Here is a 19,909-nt window from a genome sequence, read left to right as displayed (position 1 = left end):
AGCACATTTCCGACCTTCGGTCAGCGGCGTCGGAAGGTCAGGTAGTGCGGCGTACGGCCTTCCCGCAGGGCCTTCTGCTCATAGCGGGTGGACAGCCAGTCTTCCCACGGCTCCGCCTCCTGTCCGACCAGGTCGAACCCGGCCTGCGGCACCTCTTCCAGCGTCTGGCGGACATAATCGGGAATGTCGGTCGCGACGCGGAACTCGGCCCCCGGCTTCATCACCCTAGCCAGCGGCAGAAGATGTTCCGGCGTCACGAAGCGGCGGCGGTGATGACGTTTCTTTGGCCAGGGGTCAGGGTAGTTGAGGAAGGCCTTGGCGATGGAGGCGTCTGGCAGGACATCCATAAGATCGCGCGCATCGCCGGGATGGACCGAAAGGTTGGTGACGCCTGCATCACGGATCTTGCCCAGAAGCATCGCCACCCCGTTGATAAAGGGTTCACAGCCGATGATGCCGACATCAGGGTTTCGCGCGGCCATATGAACAAGGTGTTCGCCCCCGCCAAAGCCCACCTCCAGCCAGACATCCCGCGCATCACCGAAGATGGCGGCGGGGTCGATCGGGCGGCGGTCGGGATTATCCTCGCGCGTGATATCGCGGGGCTGCAAGGCCCCCAGATCCTCGTTCAGATAGGTCTTCTGGCTGGCACGCAGGGTCTTGCCGCGAATGCGGCCATAGAAATTGCGGCGGGGCTGGTCGGGGCTGGTCATGGCGCCCCTCTAGCGCCGGATCGCGCATATCGCAACCATGGTGCTGACGTTGGCACTGGCGACGAGGCCCAAACCTGTCGCGCCATGGGACAGGCCCGTTAAAACACGCCCGCTGGCATGCCGGAGCGGAATCGGCTAGGGCTGAGCGAACCCCAGACAGGAATGCCCATGACCACCCGTGCCGGATTTGTCGCTTTGATCGGAGAGCCCAATGCGGGCAAGTCCACACTTCTGAACCGCATGGTCGGGGCGAAGGTTTCGATCGTCACCCACAAGGTGCAGACGACACGCGCCCGTATCCGCGGCATCGCGATGGAAGGCGAGGCGCAGATCGTCTTCGTGGATACGCCGGGCCTGTTTCGCCCACGCCGCAGGCTTGACCGGGCGATGGTCAAGGCGGCATGGGGTGGTGCTGCGGATGCCGATATCGTCGTCCTTCTGATCGAGGCGCATCGCGGGATGACCGAAGGTGTGAAGGCGATCATCGACCGTATCGCCGATGAGCTTCCCAAAGGCGTGCGGGTGGCCCTTGCGATCAACAAGATCGACCGGGTCAAGGCCGAGGCGCTTTTGGCCCTGACCGAAGAGCTGAACGCCGCCTATCCGTTCGAAAAAACCTTCCTCATCTCTGCAGAACGCGGCCATGGGGTGGAGGATCTGAAGAAGTGGCTGGGTGCCCAGTTGCCCGAGGGTCAGTGGTTCTATCCCGAAGACCAGATTGCCGACCTGCCTCTGCGCATGATCGCCGCCGAAGTGACCCGCGAGAAGCTGACGCTCAGGCTGCACGAGGAACTGCCCTACCAGTTGACGGTCGAAACCGAGCGGTGGGAGGAAAAGCCGGATGGTTCCGCCCGGATCGACCAGTTGGTCTATGTCGCTCGTGACGGGCACAAGGGCATCGTGCTGGGCCGCAAGGGCGAGACGATCAAGGCGGTCGGTCAGGCCGCGCGCGCCGAGTTGATGGAGTTCCTGGGCCGCCCCGTACACCTCTTCATACAGGTCAAGGTGCGGCCGAACTGGCTGGAGGAGAAAGAGCGCTATTCCGAGATGGGCCTTGAGTTCAAGGATGGTGATTAGGGTCCTTCCTCGCGGATGGGGCCGCCTCGGGTGGCATCGAGCTCCCGCTCGGCGGCTTGCCTCCGGCGGGAGTATTTCTCGACAGAAAGTGGGAGGGGCGTGGTGAGCGCCCGGCTGACCGCGGACTTCTGGGTGCGCGCTTATCTGGCGCGGCTGCAGGCGGCGCATATCCCGGCCTATATCGTGGCGCGCGGGGATGCGACGGCGGGTGCGGTGCTGGTGAAGCTTGCCACGCTCGACGGGCAGGCGCGCCTGTTCCAGCGGTCGTTCGACCTCATGACCGGCGCGCGGGCCTGGGTGGTGCTGGCCGAGGGAGCCGAGGCCGATGTAGACGCCTCGATCGCGCGTCAGCGGCGCAGCGATCCGGACCTCTGGGTGGTCGAGATCGAAAACCGCGAGGGGCGGACATTGCTGGACGAAGACGGGCTGGCCGAGTGAATTTAGCGGCGGAGACATCCGTTGCCGGTCGTGAGAATGCCCGCAAACGGCCACACGGCTGCTCAACCTTTCGTCAAACATGTTTCCATATCCTCCAATACTGGCGGCGTCCGACCTAGGTTAAAAAAGGACACCCGGTCATGCCAACCGGCTGCCGCCAAAGCGGGACAAGCACATGTCAGTACCGACCCTCACCGACCGAAGACTGGACATGCGGTGCATGGTGCGGGAACTGTTGCCGCGAGGGAAACAGAAACAAGCGGTAACAGGAAGTTACGGAATCCTGACTAGGTGCGACTCGCAGTTCAGGTTAGGATTCAAATTGGGTGACGGGACGGAAGGACGGGAAGGGTGACACGGCTCACCAATCAGCTTCTGAAACTTCTACGGATCGGCCGCCGGGTTGAGACGCAAAGCGCCAAGCGCGGGCGCGGCCCCACCGATCATGTCATCCTTCTGGACGGAACACTTTCCACGCTCTCGCCTGGACATGAGACAAATATCGGGCGCATTTACCGGCTTCTGCAGAACTGCCAGTCGGCGCAGATGTCGATCTATTACGAGGCGGGCGTACAGTGGCACATGTGGCGCCATACGCCCGATGTGGCGATGGGACGCGGCATCAACCGGCAGATCCGCCGCGCCTATGGCTGGCTCGCCACCCGCTACCGGCCCGGTGACCGGATCTTCCTGTTTGGTTATTCGCGTGGCGCCTATGCCGTACGCTCTCTGGCAGGCATCATCGATCAGGTTGGCCTTCTGAGGTCCGAAAGCGCCACCGAACGCAATGTGAAATTCGCCTATCGCTATTATCAGCGCGAAAGCGAAAGCCCGTTTGAGGCCGCATTTCGCCGCCGCTATTGCCACGAGAAGGTGGAGATCGAGATGATCGGCGTCTTCGATACGGTGAAGGCGCTGGGCGTGCGGTTGCCGTTCCTTTGGATGTGGACAGAGCCGCAGCATGAGTTTCACAACCATGCGCTCGGCCCGGTCGTGCAGCATGGCTATCACGCGCTGGCGCTGAACGAGAACCGTGCGGCTTTCGACCCGATCCTGTGGGAGACGGAGGGCGGCAACTGGGACGGGCGGATCGAACAGGTCTGGTTCCGGGGGGCGCACGGCGATGTGGGCGGACAGCTGGGCGGGTTCAACACCGCACGGCCCCTGTCCAACGTGCCGCTTTACTGGATGCTGGAGAAGGCCGAGGGGCATAACCTGTCGCTTCCGCGCAACTGGCGCGAGGGGTTGGAGATGGATGCCACCGGGCCCTCAGTTGGCACCACGCGCGGCTGGGGCAAAGCCTTCCTTTTGCGGGCCAAGCGGCACGTCGGGCGCGACCCGTCAGAGAGCATTCATCCGACCGCGCATCTTGACGATCCGGCAAAACGACGCTGGGCTATGCCTGCGATGCGGCTTACCCGCCGGACATGATCAGGCAGGTCGTTGTCCCGGTCGCGTAGATGCGGCCATCTTCAACGCCCCTGATCTCTCCCCGCGCCACACCGGTCGAGCGGCCGGAATGCTGGACGACCCCCTCGGCCTCGATCTCGATCCCCAGCGAAAGTGCACGTGTGATATTCACCGAATAGTCAAGCGTCGTGTAGAACCGCCCCTTCGGTACCGTCGTCATCACCGCGCAAGCCATGCAACTGTCCAGAAGCGTGCCGTACCAGCCGCCGTGAACCGCCCCCATCGGATTGGTGTGACCAAATCCCGCCTTGCCACGAAAGACCACCCGCCCCGGCTCCACGAGGTGCAGCGTGTAGTTCAGTGTCCGGGCAATGGCCGGCCCGGCGATTCTGCCTTCAAGAATGCCGAGCATGAATTCGAGGCCCGACATCGACAGAAGCGTCTCGCGGCTGGCGAGGTCTGTCGGGGCTTGGGCAACGAAAGGCATTGGCATCACGGTCTCCGGTCTTGTCGGTGCCAACCTGCAACAAGAACCGGCCCCGGACAATGACTTGTCCGGGGCCGGGTTGCACAACGGTGCCTTAAGCCACGTTCTGCAGGGAGACCTCCGGCACAATGCCGAGCGCGAAGCAGACGTCACGGGTCAGCGTGGGCCGGTTGAGCGTGTAGAAGTGAAGGTCTTCGACACCGCCCTGCAAGAGGTTGTCGCAAAGCTCGGTGGCGACGACGGTGGCCAGAAGCTCCTCGCGCCCGTCGCGCTGGGCTGCGGTGAAGGCTTCAGCAAGCCAGCCGGGGATACGCGCGCCGCAGCTTTGGGCGAAGCGTTTGGTTCCGTCCCATGAGATGATCGGCAGGATGCCCGGGATGATCGGCGCGTCGATTCCGGCCTTCACGCAGGCATCGCGGAAGCGGAAGAAGCTTTCGGCCTCGAAGAAGAACTGGGTGATGGCCGAGGAAGCGCCTGCATCGATCTTGCGCTTCAGCCAATCGACATTAGCTGCCATGTCGGCGGCTTCGGGATGCGACTCCGGGTACGCGCCAACGCGGATCTTGAACTTGCCGGTATCGGCCAGCGCCTCGATCAGTTCAACGGAGGACGCGAAACCTTCGGGATGGGCCGTGAACGTCTCCGTTCCTTTCGGCGCGTCACCACGCAGGGCCACGATTTCGGTCACGCGCGCCTCGGCATAAGCATTGGCAATCTCCAGCGTCTCGGCCTTTGTCGCCTCGACGCAGGTCAGATGCGCCGCGACATTCACGCCGTAATGTGCGCCGATCGTCGTGACCGCCTCATGCGTCAGCTTGCGGGTCGTGCCGCCCGCGCCATAGGTGACCGAAACGAAGTTAGGCTTCAGGGGCGCCAGCATCTGCGCGGTTTCCCAAAGCTGGAACGACGCCTCAAGCGTCTTCGGCGGGAAGAACTCGAACGAGATGCGGGGTGCAGGCATGACGGTATCCTTGTCTTTGGTATCCCCTTGTCCCACGGATAAAGACGTGAGACAAATTCATAATCCTCAAGAACTATATGAGTCTGATTGAAAGTACTCCGCGATGCATCTGGAACTGCGCCATCTCAGGACGATCAAGGCGATCCACGACACCGGCGGGCTGGCCCGCGCCGCCGATACGCTGAATATCACGCAGTCGGCGCTGTCGCATCAGGTCAAGGGGATGGAGGATCAGGCGGGGGTGGAACTGTTCGTGCGGCGGACAAAACCGCTGAAGCTTTCCGCTGCTGGTCTGCGCCTTTTGCGGACCGCTGAACGGGTGCTGCCCGAGATGGAGGCGCTGGCCGACGAATTCCGTAGCTTGCGCGCAGGCCGGTCGGGGCGGCTGCATATCGCCATCGAATGCCATGCCTGCTTCGACTGGCTGTTCCCCGTCCTCGAACAGTTCCGACGTGCATGGCCGGAGGTCGATGTCGATATCCGCCCCGGCCTTGCCTTCGGCGCCATGGAGGCCCTGATGCGGGAAGAGGTCGATCTGGTGATCTCGTCTGATCCCGAAACTCTGCCCGACGTCATCTTCAACCCGCTTTTCGACTATGCACCGACGCTGGTCGCGGCGCGGTCCAACCCTTTGGCGGAAAAACCTTATGTCGAGGCCGAGGATTTCCGCGATCAGATGCTTATCACCTATCCGGTGGACCGCACCCGGCTCGATATCTTCTCCGAAGTCCTGACGCCTGCCCGCGTCGAACCCCGCGCGGTACGGCAGGTGGAACTGACGGCGGTGATCCTGATGTTGGTCGCGTCCGACCGGGGCGTATCCGTCCTGCCGGATTGGGTGCTGCGCGAGGTAAAGTACCAGCCGGACTATGTGACCCGGCCAGTGACGAAAAAGGGCCTGACCAAACGCATGTATGCCGCAACGCGGGCAGAGGATGCGACAAAGCCTTTCATGGCGCATTTCCTCAGACTCGCGCGCAGCGAACCGGTAAAGTTGCAACGGGTGTGATTTGACGCTTGACCTCAACTTAACCAGAGCAATTACGAAGATGCCGGTTGTTGCAGGCAAAGGGCACGAAGATGACGATGGCGGATCGGGTGGAAGGCGCAGCATGGCGGGACCTTTTGCGGCGGGATACGGCCGCGTCGCTGGCGCTGGTCTGCCTTGGCGTCTGGCTTCATGCCGCCGACAGCCTGATCGTGGCGACGATGATGCCCGCGATTGTCGCCGGGATCGGCGGCGATCACCTCGTCGCATGGAACTTCGCGCTTTATGAAACCGGTTCCATCGTCATCGGCGCGGCGAGCGGCCTGATCGCAATCCGCCACGGGCTGCGCCGACCGATGACAATCGCGGCGCTCGCCTTCGGGGTGGGCTGCATGGTCAGCGCGCTGGCACCGGCGATGCAGGTCATGCTGGCGGGCCGGGTCCTGCAGGGGCTGGGCGGCGGTGGGCTGACCGCGCTCGCCTTCGTCTCGGCGCGCAGGCTGTTCCCGGCCCGGCTCATCCCCCGGGTCATGGCGTCGATGTCGGTCATCTGGGGCACCTCGGCCTTTCTCGGCCCGCTCTTTGGCGGGCTCTTCGTGACCTATGCGAACTGGCGTACGGGCTTTGCCGTTTTCGGCCTGCAGGCACTGGGTCTCGCCCTCTGGATCTGGTTCGGTCTGGCACCGGCTGACGCCCCTGCCGCAGATGGGAAAGACAAGGAGCGGATACCGTTCCGGCGTCTTGGGCTCCTCAGCCTTGCGGTTCTCTCCGTCACCTATGCCGGGATCACCGCGACACCGGGTGGCATGGCGGGGGCCCTGTCGGCGGGGCTTACCGCACTGGCGCTCTTTGCCCGGCTTGACAGTCAGAGCGCGGGCGACCGGCTGCTGCCGCGCCGCGCCTTCGATCCGCGCGATCCGGTGGGGGCGGCACTCATGATGGTGCTCGCGGTCAGCATCGCGACGATGGGCCTGTCGACTTACGGCCCGCTCTTGATGGCTCTGATCCATGACACCCCGCCCCTGCTCGCGGGTTATGTCGTCGCCACGATCTCCATCGCATGGACCGTCGGGGCGGTCCTGTCCTCCGGCCTTGCCGAGCGCCACGATCCGAAGATCATCGCTGCCGGTCTGTGCCTCATCTTCGCGAGCGGCGTCGGCCTGCTCTACGCGGTTCCAAATGGCCCGGTGGGTCTGATCGTCATTTTTGCAGCCTGCGAAGGGTTGGGCTTTGGCCTGTCATGGACCTTCATCCTGCGTCGCGGCACCCGGCTAATCCGCACCGAGGATGCCGACCGTTTCAGCGCGGGCCTGCCGACCATCAGCCGCCTTGGTTATGCCTTCGGCGCCTCCGCCGTCGGCATCTTCGCCAATGCCGCCGGGTTCAGCGCCGGGGCGGGCCTGGATGAGGCCGCGCATGTCGCCCGAGTGATCTTTGCAGGCAGCCTGCCCTTCGCCGGTATCGCACTATTGGCGATGCTGCGGTTCGTCACGGCGCGGACGTAAGGAGACTTGCGCCCAAACGGTCTCGGGTCGCATGATCCTCAAAGGAGGGATCATGGCCAGCAGCTCCGGACAGCATCCATTCCTCGATCACGACGGCCCCATCGCCTTCGCGCATCGCGGTGGGTCGCTGGAGGTCGAGGAAAACACCATGGCGGCCTTCGCCCATGCGGTGACGCTTGGCTACAGCCATATAGAGACCGACGTTCAGGCGACATGCGACGGCGTTGCTGTGGTCTTTCACGACGACACCCTGACCCGGATGACAGGTGAGCCGGAGCGGGTCGCGGACCTGACATGGGCGGAACTGAAGAAACGTCGCACCAAGGGGGGCGAGGCAATCCCGCTTCTGGAAGACCTGCTAGCGGCATGGCCGGACCTGAAGGTAAATCTGGAGGCCAAGGCCGATGCAGCGGTCGAACCGATGGCACAGGCGATCCGGCGGGCAGACGCGTTGAACCGGGTCTGCGTGGGGTCGTTCGACGCAAGGCTCACCGACAGACTGCGCAGTCTGCTCGGCCCCGGCCTCTGCTGGTCGCCCGCCCACAGGGGCGTGCTGGGCCTCTGGCTGCGCGGGTGGTCCTTGCCCGGTCGGCAGCCCGATTTTCCGGTCGTACAGGTGCCAACCACATTCCGGGGCATTCCCCTCGTCACCCTGCGCTTCGTCCGCGCCGCCCATGGCCACGGCGTTCACGTTCATGTCTGGACCGTGGACGAAGAGGCCGAGATGGAGCGGCTTCTTGATATGGGCGTTGATGGGCTGATGACCGACCGGCCAAGCCTTCTGAAGCAGGTCATGGCGCGGCGGGCGGGCTGAGGGGGCTTCACATCCCTTGTTTCACCGCGTATAGCCGCCCCCTGATCCGCCGGAGTGATGACCGATGCAAGGCAGTGCCAACCTCAACCTGATGATCAAGGCCGCGCGCAAGGCGGGCCGTTCCCTCGTGAAGGATTTCCGCGAGGTCGAGAACCTGCAGGTCTCGGTCAAGGGCGCAGGTGATTTCGTCAGCCGCGCCGATACGGCGGCGGAGAAGCTCATCAAGGACGAGCTTTTGGGCGCCCGCCCGACCTATGGCTGGCTGGGCGAGGAAACCGGCGGGGCCGATGGCGCCGACCCGACGCGCCGCTGGATCGTCGATCCGCTCGACGGAACCACGAACTTCCTGCATGGCCTGCCGCACTGGTCGGTCTCCATCGCGCTGGAACATAAGGGCGAGATCGTCGCTGGTGTGGTTTTCGACCCCGCCAAGGACGAGCTCTTCTGGGCCGAAAAGGGCGCGGGCGCCTGGATGAACGAAAGCCGCATCCGTGTGTCGGGCCGACGCTCACTGGGCGAAGCGCTCTTTGCCACCGGAGTGCCCTTTGGTACGAAAAAGACCCTGCCCGCGACGATGCGCGATCTGGCCCGGCTGATGCCGGCGACGGCCGGCGTCCGGCGCATGGGCTCGGCCGCGCTTGACCTCGCCTATGTGGCGGCGGGCCGCTATGACGGCTACTGGGAGCGCGAGCTGAACGCCTGGGACATGGCAGCCGGGATCCTTCTGGTGCGCGAGGCCGGTGGCTTTGTCGAGGCCGTTCGCGAGGGCCGCGAGATTTTCGAAAGCGGGTCGGTCCTTGCGGCGAATGGCGAAGTCTTCTCCGCCTTCGCGAAAGTGCTGCGCGCGCCGGAATGACAGCGGTGGGGGCTGTCTGCCCCCTCTTGGCGCTGACGCGCCAATTCACCCCCGAGACTATTTCAGGACAGAAAGTGATCAGGTCCGGTCGGACGGGTGGTTGATGCCATCGGTCCAGGCAACCGGGCCCAGATCACGCGGATTGACCCCTTCGAGGCAGGCGGCATTGACGCCGTATTCGTTCGGGTTCGAGCGGCGGCGGTGATGGGTGTAGATGCCACAGGTCTTGCAGAAATAGTGCTTCGCCGTGCCGGTGTTCCAGGTGTAGAGCGTGAGGTTCTCCGCCCCCTTCACCACCCTGACCCCATCAAGCGGCGCGCTGACGGCAATGGCCCCGCGCCTTGCGCAGAAGGAACAGTCGCAGCGCCGCGCGCTGGCCAGACCCTCGTGCAGCGTCACCTCCAGTTCAACCGCGCCGCAGTGGCAGGTGGCGCGATGCGGCGTCTTGATTTCCGGCATCGTCATTTCCGGCGCCTTCTGATGACGGGAATGCTCGAGGTCGAATAGCGGGTCTCGGGATGCGGTGGGTGGCCTTCAGTCTTTTGCCAATAGGCCCGCGCGCCGCGTCTGAGCCAGACGGGCAAGGCGAAGGCGATTCCGGCGATGAAACCGCCCGCATGGGCCCAATAGGCCACGCCGCCGCCATCGGCCGGGGTCGAGACGCCGGAAAAGATCTGCATCGCGAACCACAGGCCAAGCATGACGAAAGCGGGAATCGTGAAGACCCGGAAGAAGACCACAAAGATGATGAGGATATCGACCCGCGCCTTTGGGAACAGCAGAAGATAGCCGCCAAGCACCGCACCGATCGCCCCCGAGGCTCCGACGGTCGGCACGACCGAGTCAGGGGCCGAGGCGATGTGTGCGAGCGCGGCGGCGACGCCCCCGGCGAGGTAGAAGATGAGGAAGCCCAGATGGCCGAGCTGATCCTCCATATTGTCGCCGAAGATCCACAGAAACAGCATGTTGCCCGCAAGATGCATGAGGCCTGCATGCAGGAACATCGAGGTGAAGATGCCGTGAACCTCTCCGCCTTGTGTGACGGCGGCCGGGATCATTGCCCAGTCGCGCCAGAAGCCCAGCATCGCCCGTTCACTGCCCGTGTAGGGAAGCTGCAGAAGGAACGCGATCGCGTTCGCCGCGATCAGGGCATAGACGACATAGGGCGTCCGTTCAGAGGGGTTGTGGTCGCGGATCGGAAACATGGCGCCACGTTTTCCGATCCGCGAAGGGGCGTCAAGCGTTACCCGCCTCGGCCAGAAGCTGGGCATTGCCGCCCGAGGCCGTGGTGTCGACGCAGACATGGCGTTCGAGCGCGACGTGGCCAAGGTCCGGCATCGCCGTGATCAGGGGCAGGATCTGACCCTCGCGGCCTGCCAGCGCGAGGTTGTAGGCCCGTGCCGCCGCTTCGTCGCCCCACCAGAGAACACCGGCAAAGCCCTTGAGCGTGGCCAGCGCCTGCGGATCGAGCGCACCCGCCACGGCGATGGCCTGCCCGCCCAGCGCGTGGATCGCCTCGGCCTGCGCCTCGGTCGCCTCGCGTCCCGGGCCAAGGCACAGGAACGGCGCACGCGCCAGCAGCGTCAGGCGGTTCGATTCGCCGGTTGGTCCCGGCAGGTCGATACGGGTCAGGATCGCCGGAAGCGGCGCCGCGTTCAGCGCGGCCTGCACCTTGGCGGGATCCGCCTTGGCATCGTCTTTGCCGGCCTTGCCTGCCGCGACAGGCTGGGTGAAGCGGTGCAGATATTCCGGCCCGCCCGCCTTCGGGCCGGTGCCCGAAAGCCCCTCGCCCCCAAAGGGTTGGGAGCCCACGACCGCGCCGATCTGGTTGCGGTTCACATACATATTTCCGACATGCAGCGCCTCGGTCAGTTCCTGCACCCGGTTGTCGATGCGGGTATGCAGGCCGAAGGTCAGGCCATAGCCGGTCGCGTTGATGTCGTCGATGATCTTCGGCAGCTTGTCTGCGTCGAAGGTCGCCACATGCAGGACCGGGCCGAAAATCTCGCGTTTCATATCGGCGATGCCTTTGACGCGGATCACCGTGGGGGCGATGAAATGACCGCCCTTCGGGGTCGAGAGCTGACGCAGCAGACGCCCCTCTTTCCGCGCCTTCTCGATATGTTCGCGGATGCCCTGTTCGGCTTCCTCGTCGATCACCGGGCCGACATCGGTCGCAAGGTGCCACGGGTCTCCGACGGTCAGTTCCTCCATCGCGCCGAAGAGCATGTCGGTGAAATGGGCGGCGATGTCTTCCTGCACATAGAGGCAGCGGAGGGCGGAGCAGCGCTGGCCCGCCGACTGGAAGGAGGACGCGACGATGTCGCGCACCGCCTGTTCGGGAAGTGCCGTCGAGTCGACGATCATCGCGTTCAGACCGCCGGTTTCCGCGATCAACGGTGCGCCGGGGGCGAGGTGTTTCGCCATCGCCTTGCGGATCAGCATCGCGGTGTCGGTCGAGCCGGTGAAGCAGACGCCGTTCACGCGCGGGTCGGAGGTGAGTTTGGCCCCAACGGTCGCGCCATCGCCCGGCAGAAGCTGCAGGGCCGAGGCCGGAACCCCCGCCTTGTGCAACAGCGCCACCGCATGGGCGGCAATCAGCGGCGTCTGTTCGGCCGGTTTCGCCAGCACCGCGTTTCCGGCGGCAAGGGCGGCGGAAAGCTGGCCGGTGAAGATCGCCAGCGGGAAGTTCCAGGGGCTGATGCAGGTGAAGATGCCCAGGGGCGGCTGTTTCAGCTCCAGCCCACGCGCGGCGTAATAGCGCAGGAAATCCACCGCCTCGCGCAGTTCGGCGACGGCATCCATCAGCGACTTGCCCGCCTCGCGCGCCAGCAGCGCGAAGATCGGGCCGAAGTTTTCCTCGTAAAGGTCGGCGGCGCGGTTCAGAACGGCGGCGCGTTCGGCAGGCGTCGCCTTCCACGGTTTCGCAGCGGCCAGCGCATGATCGACATCGGCGGCTGAGGCATCTGTGACGCGGCCGACAAGCTGACCGGTTGCGGGGTTCAGAACGCGGCGCGGCTTCAGCCCCTCCACCTTGCAGGCCAGCATCGGCTGGGCCGCGAACTCGGTCTTCGCATATTCGTCGCGCGCGGCGTCGATACGGGCAAGCGTCGGCGCATCGGTCAGATCGAAGCCTTCGGAGTTGCGTCGTTCCGGCGCGAACAGGTCCGGCCCCTTGCGGATCGCCTTGTTCGACAGGCCCGGCAGCATCGCCTCGACCGCATCAAACGGGCAGGCGGCGACCTCTTCGGGGGCCACATCCTCATCGACGATCTGGTTCACGAAGGAGGAGTTGGCGCCGTTTTCCAGAAGGCGGCGGACGAGATAGGCGAGAAGGTCGCGATGCGCACCCACCGGTGCGTAGATGCGGCAGCGGGTCTTTTCGCGCTTCAAGACGATGTCATGCAGCCGCTCGCCCATGCCATGCAGGCGCTGGAACTCGAAGGGTTTGCCTGCCCCCATATCGAGGATCGCGGCGACGGTATGGGCGTTGTGCGTGGCAAACTGCGGATAGATGCGGTCGGTCATGCCCAAGAGCTTCTTCGCATTGGCGATATAGCTGACATCGGTCGCTTCCTTGCGGGTGAAGACCGGGAAATCCTCCAGCCCCATCACCTGCGCGCGCTTGACCTCGGCATCCCAATAGGCGCCCTTGACAAGGCGCACCATGATCTTGCGGTCAAGCCTCTGGCTGAGCGCATAGAGCCAGTCGAGCACCGCGCCTGCGCGGCGCCCGTAAGCCTGCACGACGACGCCGAAGCCGTCCCATCCGGCAAGATCCTCATCCGACAGCACGGCCTCGATCACCTTCAGCGAGAGCGTCAGCCGGTCGGCTTCCTCGGCGTCGATGTTGAAGCCCATCCGCGCCTGCGCGGCCTGCAGCGCCAGCTTGCGGACCACCGGCACCAGTTCCTTCACCACGCGGGCTTCCTGCGCAACTTCGTAGCGGGGGTGAAGGGCCGAAAGCTTCACCGAGATACCCGGATTGTCACGGATGTCATCGCTTGTCGCGGCCGAGGCGATGGCGGCGATGGCCTTGGAATAGGACTGCGCGTAGCGCTCGGCATCCTCGGCGGTTTTCGCAGCCTCGCCCAGCATGTCGTAGGAATAGGAATAGCCCTGCGCCTCCATCTTCGCGGCGCGTTCCATCGCGGCGTTGATGGTCTCACCCAGAACGAACTGGCGGCCCATCTCTTTCATCGCCTGACGGGTGGCCCGGCGGATGACCGGTTCGCCCAGACGCTTCATTGCGCCCCGCAGATGGCCAACGATGCCCGGCTCCTTTTCCTCCAGCACCTTGCCGGTCAGCATCAGGGCCCAGGTCGAGGCATTGACGAGCGAGGACGCCGAGTGCCCCAGATGCTTGCCCCAGTCGGACGGCGCGATCTTGTCCTCAATGAGCGCATCCATCGTGTCCGCGTCGGGGACACGCAAGAGCGCCTCGGCGAGACACATCAGCGCGATGCCTTCCTCTGTCGACAGCCCGTATTCAGCAAGGAAGACCTCCATCAGGCCGGGGCGCACATCGGCGCGGATCTGTCGGACGAGCGACGCGCCCTCACCCGATATTCGGGCCCGGTCGGACGCATCGAGCGCCGCGTCAGCGATCAGTCGCTGGAGCAGCGGGACTTCAGGTGCAAGTGAGCCGGTGTCGATGGCAGTCCAGAGATCGGTCATGGGGTCCTCCGCGTGAATGCCCTATATTATCGCTTGCGGCAAAGTCGATTTAACTTAATATTCTCAAAACATAGTCGATAAGACCAAACTTAGAGAATAATACATGGCAGATGGACTTCCACACCTCGACCGTTACGACAGCGCGATTCTGCGCGCCCTGTCGGAAGACGGCCGTATGTCCGTCACCGAACTGGCCCGACGCATCGGGCTGACAAAGACCCCCATACAGGCGCGGGTGAAGCGGCTGGAAGAGATCGGCGTCATCGCTGGCTACCGTGCCGTCCTGAACCCGATCCGCATGGGGCTCGCCCATGTCGCCTTCGTCGAGGTGCGACTGTCGGATACGCGCGAGGCGGCCCTTCAGGCCTTCAACAAGGCGGTCAGGGGAGTGCCCGAGATCGAGGAATGCCACATGATGGCGGCGAGTTTCGACTATCTCATGAAGGTCCGCACCGCCGATATCAACGATTTCCGGCGTATCCTGGGCGAACGGATTTCAAGCCTGCCACACGTTGCTTCGACCTCGACCTTCGTCGCGATGGAGGCGGTTAAGGAAACCGGCCTCTGACCCTTGCCCGGGCCGCAATTTCTTCTATGGTCGCCGCGCTGGCCCGCGTGGTGGAATGGTAGACACAGGGGACTTAAAATCCCTAGGCCGAAAGGCCGTGCCGGTTCAAATCCGGCCGCGGGTACCAGCGATGACCCACACGAGACCTGTCCAGCAACCAGCGGTTTCAGGACTTGTTGGCCGGGAAAAATTTTTCGAAAATTTGCCAAAAAAAGTCACAATCGGCTTGCAAAACGCTGCTTGCGAGCTGCAGTTCAAGCCTGAAATCGCTTTACCCAATAGCGCGAATGCACATTTCTTTGGGTGATTAAGGTTGTAAGGAGATTGGAATGACAACACTTTCCGTCGGCGGCGACATGGTGGCCGCGCTCAACTCGTTTCAAAGCCACCTCTCCGCTTCAATCGAAGTATTCATGAACGATTTTGGCGCGTGGTAACGGCTTGTACCGAGCCCTCAACAGCATTTCGTGTTTTCAGTAAATGGAACCTTCGATCTGTCGGACAACGCGGGCACGCTTACGGATGTCCAGATGTCGCTGGTCGATCAGTATCAGTCGAGCCCCACATTCCTCGATAGGATCTGGGATCTCTCTTTCGAAAATCTGAGCGTGAATTTCTCGAGCTATCTTCACGTCAATTCCTACATCATCAACAACGGCTTCGAGCAGTCAACGAGCGTCTCGATCAATGCGCAGGCATTGATCGCCGACATTCTCGCGCAGGGCATCCAGATTACAATATCCGGTACCGTTCCCGACTCGGTCGTACAAGCGACTGCGACTTTCGCGCTGATCGGAAACGACACCATCTCTGGATCGCATCTTGACGACGAGATTCACGCCGGCGCAGGGGCGGATACCGTGAATGGCTCGCTGGGGGACGATACGATCCGTGGAGATGCCGGCTTCGATACGATCGACGGCAGTTACGGCACGGATCTCGTCTATGGCGATGCCGGGAACGACAGCCTGCGGGGCGGCTCGGGCGACGACACCATTTTCGGGGCCGGACACAACGACAGCCTGTTTGGCGATACGGAGAGTGATGAACTCTGGGGTCAGGGCGGACATGATTACCTGTCAGGCGGCTGGGGTGGCGACCCCCTGATGGGCGGCAGCATGAATGACACGCTCGACGGCGGTGATGGTGGCGACAATATCCATGGCGGCGGCCATTTGGATCTGCTCGACGGCGGTGCCGGCAATGACACGCTGTTCGGGGAAGGCGGTCAGGATATCATTAATGCGGGTGGTGGCGACGACCGGGCGCTCGGCGGTACGGGTGCGGACCGCATCTTTGGCGAGGGCGGTGCCGACACGATCTTTGGCGGGGCCGGCGACGACACGATCTTTGGCGGCGCGGACAATGACCGAATCGTTGCCGGGGCAGATGACGATACTATCTTCGCGGGCCTCGGTGACGATACGATCATCGGTGGAACCGGAAATGACACTATGTCCGGGCAGGCCGGTGCGGATGTGTTCATCTTCGCAGGCGCCTTCGGACAGGACGTCCTCACCGATTTCGACGCCATATCCAACGCTGAGCGGATCAACCTTGCGGGTGTCACGGCGATCACCGATCTGGCGGACCTCTTGGCCAACCATGCGACCCAGGTGGGCGGCGACGTGGTGATCGACGATCTGGCGGGCAACACGATCACACTGACCGGCGTCACCCTTGGCGATCTCGACGCGACGGATTTCGTGTTCTGAGGGAAGACATAGACGCGCGGGAAGTTTTCCTACAGAGAGGCGGTGCCGACAGGCTAGGAAACGTGGTCATGCCACAAGGGTTTGACGTCGCGCACCACCCCGCCATCGGTCTTGGCCGGGGCCGGTGACGGGGCTAAAGTAGCAGAGATCGGATACAGAGGGTCAGACGGGGTATTGGACTTGTACCCCGTTCCCGACGACGGCTTTTGTGCAGGTGCTGCGCTTCGAGCTGATGGTAGACAAGGTCTGTGTGAAGCAGCCCCAAGCATAAGGCTGGAAGCGCGGCAGGAAACATTATGCCGGATTGGATGCTTCGGTGAAAGAGACGGCGATCTGCATCGTCGATGAGACTGGGCGGATTTGCCGGGAAACCTGGGTTGTCGGCCATCCCGAAGATATCTAGGCAGCCTTGTTAGAAAGTGGTTTCCGCATCGAACGGATTGGGCTCGAGGCCGGTCCACTGTCGCATTGGCTCTGCGAGGGATTGGCGCGCACCGGTCCACCCATGATCTGCGTTCAGACGCGTCACACCAAGGCGTTCCTGAGGGCGCAGATCAACGCCAGCGACCGCAACGACGCACCGGGGATCGACCAGATGCTGCGCGACAGCTTGTATCGTCCTGTGCATGTCAACACACTCGCGAGCCAGAAGCGTCGTGATTCGCTGCGGGCACGCAGCTCCTTCAAGTAGGGGCGATCGCGTGCCGTTATGCGGCGACGGCATGATGCGAGGGCTGCTTTATGAGACTGTTCTCCAAGACATTCGAAGGGCTGGCTTCGGAAGCAACCTACATGACGACGATCAAGACCGGCGCGACTTATCTGGAAGCCCTTCGCACGGTATCGCGCCTACGGTCGAAAAAGGCGGGCTATTCCTTGGCGCGTCACGCGCCTGCTGCGGCAATCCACTCAACAGGTAAGCATGGGAAGCGCGAAACAAGCGATGATGGTGGACGACAAGAACCCGGCCCTTGCGGCAGTCTATCTCGTAAGCCAAGGGAAGCTCGAACAGTGCGAGGTTCACGGGGGCATCTATGATGGAGGGTTCTGGGGCCTTGAAGCCGATTTCTGGCGGTTCGCCATGGCTGATCGGTATCGCGGTGACTGCGGCCCCATCCCGTGGGCGGCCGAACCGGAAGCCCGCGAATTTACGAACCTTATCAAGGAAGCATACGAGGAGTACCGCGGGGACTGCTGTGCTTACTGCGCCAAAAAACTCAGCGTACTAAGCCTTGCTCCTCTGACGAATCCCGATTCAATGGATGCGCCCTGAGCTGCTACCTATTTGCTTGCTGAATAGGTCCAAACGCTAACGGCCACCCTGCTCGGGGCGGCTAAGCGATTCTAACACGCGGGAAAGTTGGTCGGAGCGAGAGGATTCGAACCTCCGACCCCCTGCTCCCGAAGCAGGTGCGCTACCAGGCTGCGCTACGCTCCGACCGTGCGCGGGGACTAGCGATTCTGCCGGGCTTTGGCAAGGGCATATCGGCTACCCGGTCTTATTGACCGTCTATCCGGCGCCCTGGTGTGATTGCGCGCTGCAGCAGGCTGGCGCGCGGGGTCACGGTTTCCGACCGGCTGCGTGTCTCCAGCACCGGGCGGTTCGCCGAAGCGCCGGCCCGCCCTTCGCGGAAGACGATGTAGATGCCCGAGGCGATGATGATCCCGGCGCCGATCACGGTCGCCCGGTCCGGCGTTTCGGAAAACAGGAAATAGCCGTAAGCTGTGGCCCACAGGATCTGCGAATACTGCATGGGTGCGACGATCACCGCCTCGCCTTCGCGGTAGGCGAGGATCACGAGGAAAGACCCCGCCAGACCGAAGACAGCGATGACCGTAAGCAGGCCGAGATGCTCGACCGGCATCGGGCGGTAGACGAAGGGCAGCGCGATCCCCATCGCGATCACATTGCCAACCATCGGAAACAGCAAAAGCACGACCGACCGTTCCTCCTGCCCGATCTTGCGCACGATGACCGAGGCCATGGCGCCGCAGATCGCCGCCGTCAGCGCCGCGAGATGGCCGAAGGACAGGTCGGTCTGACCCGGGCGCATCACCACGAGAACACCGATCAGACCGGCAATGACCGCCGCCCAGCGGCGCAGACGCACCGTCTCGCCCAGCATCGGGATGGAGAGGACGGTGATGACAAGGGGCGTCGCGAAGAGGATCACATAGACCTGCGCGAGCGGCAGGGTGGAAAAAGCGTAGAAGGCCGCGACGCCGGTCACCGTCGTGCAGAGCGTGCGGAATGTGATCCACCATGGATGGCGTGGCATCAGGCTTGCTTCGCGCGCGTCGCTGAGAAGGATCACGGTGACGATGGGAAAGCTCAGAAGCGCCGCGAAAAAGACGATCTGGAAGGCGGAATAGCTGGCGCCGAGCGTTTTCACCACCACGTCATGCGTGGCGAAGATGCCCATCGCGGCCAGCGCGGTCACCGCGCCCTTGATATTGTTCGCCTGAGCCATGCGTCTTTCCGCCGAATTCCGGCCCTTCATTGCCTGTCGGGCCCGCCATGGCAAGGGCACCCTTGCGGCGCGCGCGGGCTTCGTTATGACGGAAGGCCCGAGAGGAGACCACTATGCAGATCCATTCCCGCCGCGCAGCGCTTGCCCTTCTGATCGCGGGTCTGGCCGCCTGCGGCCGCCGCGAGCCGCGCGGTCGGCGCCATGCCGGCACCGCCCAGGTCAACCGGCTGATCACGAAATACGCGCGCATCTACGACATGCCCGAGGATCTTATGCATCGGGTCGTCGAGCGTGAGAGCGGTTACAACCCGGCGGCGCGCAACGGCCCCTATTTCGGACTGATGCAAATCCACCCCCAGACTGCCGCAACCATGGGGTACCGCGGAGCGCCCGAGGGGTTGCTCGATGCCGAAACCAACCTGAAATACGCGGGCAAGTATCTGCGCGGTGCCTGGCTGGTGTCGCGCGGCAATCGCGACCGGGCCGTGATGTGGTATTCCAAAGGTTACTATTACGAGGCCAAGCGTATGGGGCTGCTGAGGGAGACCGGGCTCCGGTCGTGACCAGCGACGAGTGGCGCAGCCTGCGAGGAGCGGCTCCTCAAGCCCGTTCCAGACACTCGCTGCGCGGCCTCAGACCGGAATCGCCGTCGTCTGCCTGACGGTCCTGAGCGCGAAAGAGGAATGCATCTGTGCCACGCCGGGCAGCCGGGCGAGGTATTGCCGGTGGATGCGGGCGAAATCCTCGGTATCCTGCGCCACCACCTTTAGTAGATAGTCGGCCGAGCCCGCCATCAGGTGACATTCAAGGATATCGGGCACCAGCGTCACTGCCCTCTCAAACGCCTCCAGAACCTCATCCGCCTGACCCGACAGCGTGATCTCGACAAAGACCGTCGTCGGCCGCCGCATCTTTCGGGCGTTCAGCAGGGCGACGAACCCGTCGATATAGCCCTCTTCCTCTAACCTTTGCACGCGACGATGACAGGCCGATGGCGAAAGGTTCACCCGCTCTGATAGTTCCGCGTTGGTGATCCGGCCCTGCTTCTGCAAGACCCCGAGTATTCGCCTGTCTGTCGCGTCGAGTTCCATATCTGTGCAATCTTCTTCGTAGAAATTGTCTGTTCCTCGAATTTATTGCCGAAAACACCACGATAAGCCAGCCGAATCTCAAAGCAATTTCATACCCGAATGCGCATAATCCGCGCAGGATTATTTCGGGAGGACCCC

Annotated in this window: 21 protein-coding genes, 2 tRNA genes and 1 pseudogene; 15 read left to right on the top strand and 9 right to left on the bottom strand. The window is 63.3% G+C overall.

Annotation, left to right across the window (positions count from 1 at the left end; all coding sequences use genetic code 11):
* Positions 1-20: 20 nt before the first annotated feature.
* Positions 21-713 carry a tRNA (guanosine(46)-N7)-methyltransferase TrmB gene (trmB, locus tag OEZ71_RS16365; RefSeq protein WP_263741094.1) on the bottom strand — a complete coding sequence of 231 codons (693 nt, stop codon included), beginning with the start codon at positions 711-713 and terminating at the stop codon, positions 21-23.
* Positions 714-875: 162 nt separating this feature from the next.
* Here trmB and era point away from each other — a divergent pair, with 162 nt between their 5' ends.
* The 3 genes from era (at position 876) to OEZ71_RS16350 (ending at position 3,659) form a co-directional block, all read left to right on the top strand.
* Positions 876-1,790: a GTPase Era gene (gene era / locus OEZ71_RS16360; protein ID WP_263741093.1), complete on the top strand. Its 915-nt coding sequence runs from the start codon at positions 876-878 to the stop codon at positions 1,788-1,790.
* Positions 1,791-1,892: 102 nt separating this feature from the next.
* Positions 1,893-2,228: a DUF1491 family protein gene (locus OEZ71_RS16355; protein WP_263741092.1), complete on the top strand. Its 336-nt coding sequence runs from the start codon at positions 1,893-1,895 to the stop codon at positions 2,226-2,228.
* Positions 2,229-2,579: 351 nt separating this feature from the next.
* Positions 2,580-3,659 carry a DUF2235 domain-containing protein gene (locus tag OEZ71_RS16350; RefSeq protein ID WP_412175643.1) on the top strand — a complete coding sequence of 360 codons (1,080 nt, stop codon included), beginning with the start codon at positions 2,580-2,582 and terminating at the stop codon, positions 3,657-3,659.
* Here the strand turns inward: OEZ71_RS16350 and OEZ71_RS16345 are convergent.
* Together OEZ71_RS16345 and metF are read right to left on the bottom strand one after the other, a co-directional pair.
* Complete coding sequence (locus OEZ71_RS16345; protein WP_263741428.1) at positions 3,643-4,125, bottom strand: PaaI family thioesterase; 483 nt, start codon at positions 4,123-4,125, stop codon at positions 3,643-3,645. The two genes, OEZ71_RS16350 and OEZ71_RS16345, sit on opposite strands and share 17 nt — an antisense overlap.
* A 94-nt stretch (positions 4,126-4,219) precedes the next feature.
* The gene (gene metF / locus OEZ71_RS16340; RefSeq protein ID WP_263741091.1) at positions 4,220-5,086 is read right to left on the bottom strand and encodes a methylenetetrahydrofolate reductase [NAD(P)H]; all 867 of its coding nucleotides are present in this window, start codon (positions 5,084-5,086) and stop codon (positions 4,220-4,222) included.
* A gap of 103 nt (positions 5,087-5,189) precedes the next feature.
* Between metF and OEZ71_RS16335 the strand changes: the two genes are divergently transcribed.
* The 4 genes from OEZ71_RS16335 (at position 5,190) to OEZ71_RS16320 (ending at position 9,249) form a co-directional block, all read left to right on the top strand.
* Positions 5,190-6,095 (top strand): LysR family transcriptional regulator, encoded by a 906-nt coding sequence (locus tag OEZ71_RS16335; RefSeq protein ID WP_263741090.1) that lies wholly within the window; start codon positions 5,190-5,192, stop codon positions 6,093-6,095.
* A gap of 71 nt (positions 6,096-6,166) precedes the next feature.
* A complete protein-coding gene (locus OEZ71_RS16330) occupies positions 6,167-7,579 on the top strand; it encodes an MFS transporter (RefSeq protein ID WP_263741088.1) in 1,413 nt (470 codons plus the stop codon).
* Between the two features lie 52 nt (positions 7,580-7,631).
* Positions 7,632-8,393: a glycerophosphodiester phosphodiesterase gene (locus tag OEZ71_RS16325; RefSeq protein WP_263741087.1), complete on the top strand. Its 762-nt coding sequence runs from the start codon at positions 7,632-7,634 to the stop codon at positions 8,391-8,393.
* A gap of 64 nt (positions 8,394-8,457) precedes the next feature.
* Positions 8,458-9,249 carry an inositol monophosphatase family protein gene (locus tag OEZ71_RS16320; RefSeq protein ID WP_263741086.1) on the top strand — a complete coding sequence of 264 codons (792 nt, stop codon included), beginning with the start codon at positions 8,458-8,460 and terminating at the stop codon, positions 9,247-9,249.
* 78 nt (positions 9,250-9,327) lie between these two features.
* Here the strand turns inward: OEZ71_RS16320 and OEZ71_RS16315 are convergent, their stop codons facing one another.
* The 3 genes from OEZ71_RS16315 to putA are packed head-to-tail and all read right to left on the bottom strand — an operon-like array spanning position 9,328 to position 13,926.
* Complete coding sequence (locus OEZ71_RS16315; protein WP_263741084.1) at positions 9,328-9,714, bottom strand: GFA family protein; 387 nt, start codon at positions 9,712-9,714, stop codon at positions 9,328-9,330.
* Positions 9,711-10,454, bottom strand: coding sequence for a rhomboid family intramembrane serine protease (locus OEZ71_RS16310; RefSeq protein WP_263741083.1), 744 nt, complete (start codon positions 10,452-10,454; stop codon positions 9,711-9,713). Before OEZ71_RS16310 ends, OEZ71_RS16315 begins: the two co-directional genes overlap by 4 nt.
* 31 nt (positions 10,455-10,485) lie before the next feature.
* Entirely contained in the window at positions 10,486-13,926 is a 3,441-nt protein-coding gene (gene putA / locus OEZ71_RS16305) for a bifunctional proline dehydrogenase/L-glutamate gamma-semialdehyde dehydrogenase PutA (RefSeq protein ID WP_263741082.1), read from the bottom strand.
* A 103-nt stretch (positions 13,927-14,029) separates the two neighbouring features.
* On the opposite strand from putA, the gene OEZ71_RS16300 reads away from it, so the two are divergent.
* The 7 genes and pseudogenes from OEZ71_RS16300 to OEZ71_RS16270 all read left to right on the top strand — a co-directional run bounded on the left by OEZ71_RS16300 (position 14,030) and on the right by OEZ71_RS16270 (position 17,482).
* Complete coding sequence (locus tag OEZ71_RS16300; protein ID WP_263741081.1) at positions 14,030-14,494, top strand: Lrp/AsnC family transcriptional regulator; 465 nt, start codon at positions 14,030-14,032, stop codon at positions 14,492-14,494.
* A 41-nt stretch (positions 14,495-14,535) separates the two neighbouring features.
* Positions 14,536-14,621 (top strand) — tRNA-Leu (locus OEZ71_RS16295).
* A 3-nt stretch (positions 14,622-14,624) separates the two neighbouring features.
* Positions 14,625-14,801: a hypothetical protein gene (locus tag OEZ71_RS16290; RefSeq protein ID WP_263741080.1), complete on the top strand. Its 177-nt coding sequence runs from the start codon at positions 14,625-14,627 to the stop codon at positions 14,799-14,801.
* 160 nt (positions 14,802-14,961) lie between these two features.
* Positions 14,962-16,209 carry a calcium-binding protein gene (locus tag OEZ71_RS16285; protein WP_263741079.1) on the top strand — a complete coding sequence of 416 codons (1,248 nt, stop codon included), beginning with the start codon at positions 14,962-14,964 and terminating at the stop codon, positions 16,207-16,209.
* A gap of 409 nt (positions 16,210-16,618) precedes the next feature.
* On the top strand, positions 16,619-16,900 hold the full coding sequence (locus OEZ71_RS16280) for a hypothetical protein (protein ID WP_263741078.1): 282 nt from the start codon (positions 16,619-16,621) through the stop codon (positions 16,898-16,900).
* Between the two features lie 50 nt (positions 16,901-16,950).
* Positions 16,951-17,079, top strand: a pseudogene (locus OEZ71_RS16275) (IS5/IS1182 family transposase); the annotation flags it as partial.
* A 73-nt stretch (positions 17,080-17,152) separates the two neighbouring features.
* The gene (locus tag OEZ71_RS16270) at positions 17,153-17,482 is read left to right on the top strand and encodes a hypothetical protein (protein WP_263741447.1); all 330 of its coding nucleotides are present in this window, start codon (positions 17,153-17,155) and stop codon (positions 17,480-17,482) included.
* An 88-nt stretch (positions 17,483-17,570) separates the two neighbouring features.
* On the opposite strand, the gene OEZ71_RS16265 is transcribed toward OEZ71_RS16270, so the two are convergent.
* Both OEZ71_RS16265 and OEZ71_RS16260 read right to left on the bottom strand, forming a co-directional pair.
* Positions 17,571-17,647 (bottom strand) — tRNA-Pro (locus tag OEZ71_RS16265).
* Positions 17,648-17,708: 61 nt separating this feature from the next.
* Entirely contained in the window at positions 17,709-18,680 is a 972-nt protein-coding gene (locus tag OEZ71_RS16260) for a DMT family transporter (RefSeq protein ID WP_263741076.1), read from the bottom strand.
* Positions 18,681-18,793: 113 nt separating this feature from the next.
* Between OEZ71_RS16260 and OEZ71_RS16255 the strand changes: the two genes are divergently transcribed.
* Positions 18,794-19,243 (top strand): lytic transglycosylase domain-containing protein, encoded by a 450-nt coding sequence (locus OEZ71_RS16255; RefSeq protein ID WP_263741075.1) that lies wholly within the window; start codon positions 18,794-18,796, stop codon positions 19,241-19,243.
* 69 nt (positions 19,244-19,312) lie between these two features.
* Here OEZ71_RS16255 and OEZ71_RS16250 read toward each other — a convergent pair whose 3' ends face one another.
* Positions 19,313-19,771 (bottom strand): Lrp/AsnC family transcriptional regulator, encoded by a 459-nt coding sequence (locus OEZ71_RS16250; protein ID WP_263741074.1) that lies wholly within the window; start codon positions 19,769-19,771, stop codon positions 19,313-19,315.
* Positions 19,772-19,909 lie beyond the last annotated feature (138 nt).

The organism is Albidovulum litorale, assembly GCF_025751495.1.
GTDB classification, from domain to species: Bacteria; Pseudomonadota; Alphaproteobacteria; order Rhodobacterales; family Rhodobacteraceae; genus Albidovulum; species Albidovulum litorale.
Note: the sequence above shows the minus strand (reverse complement) of the source record. Positions and strands in the feature narration are given on the sequence as shown.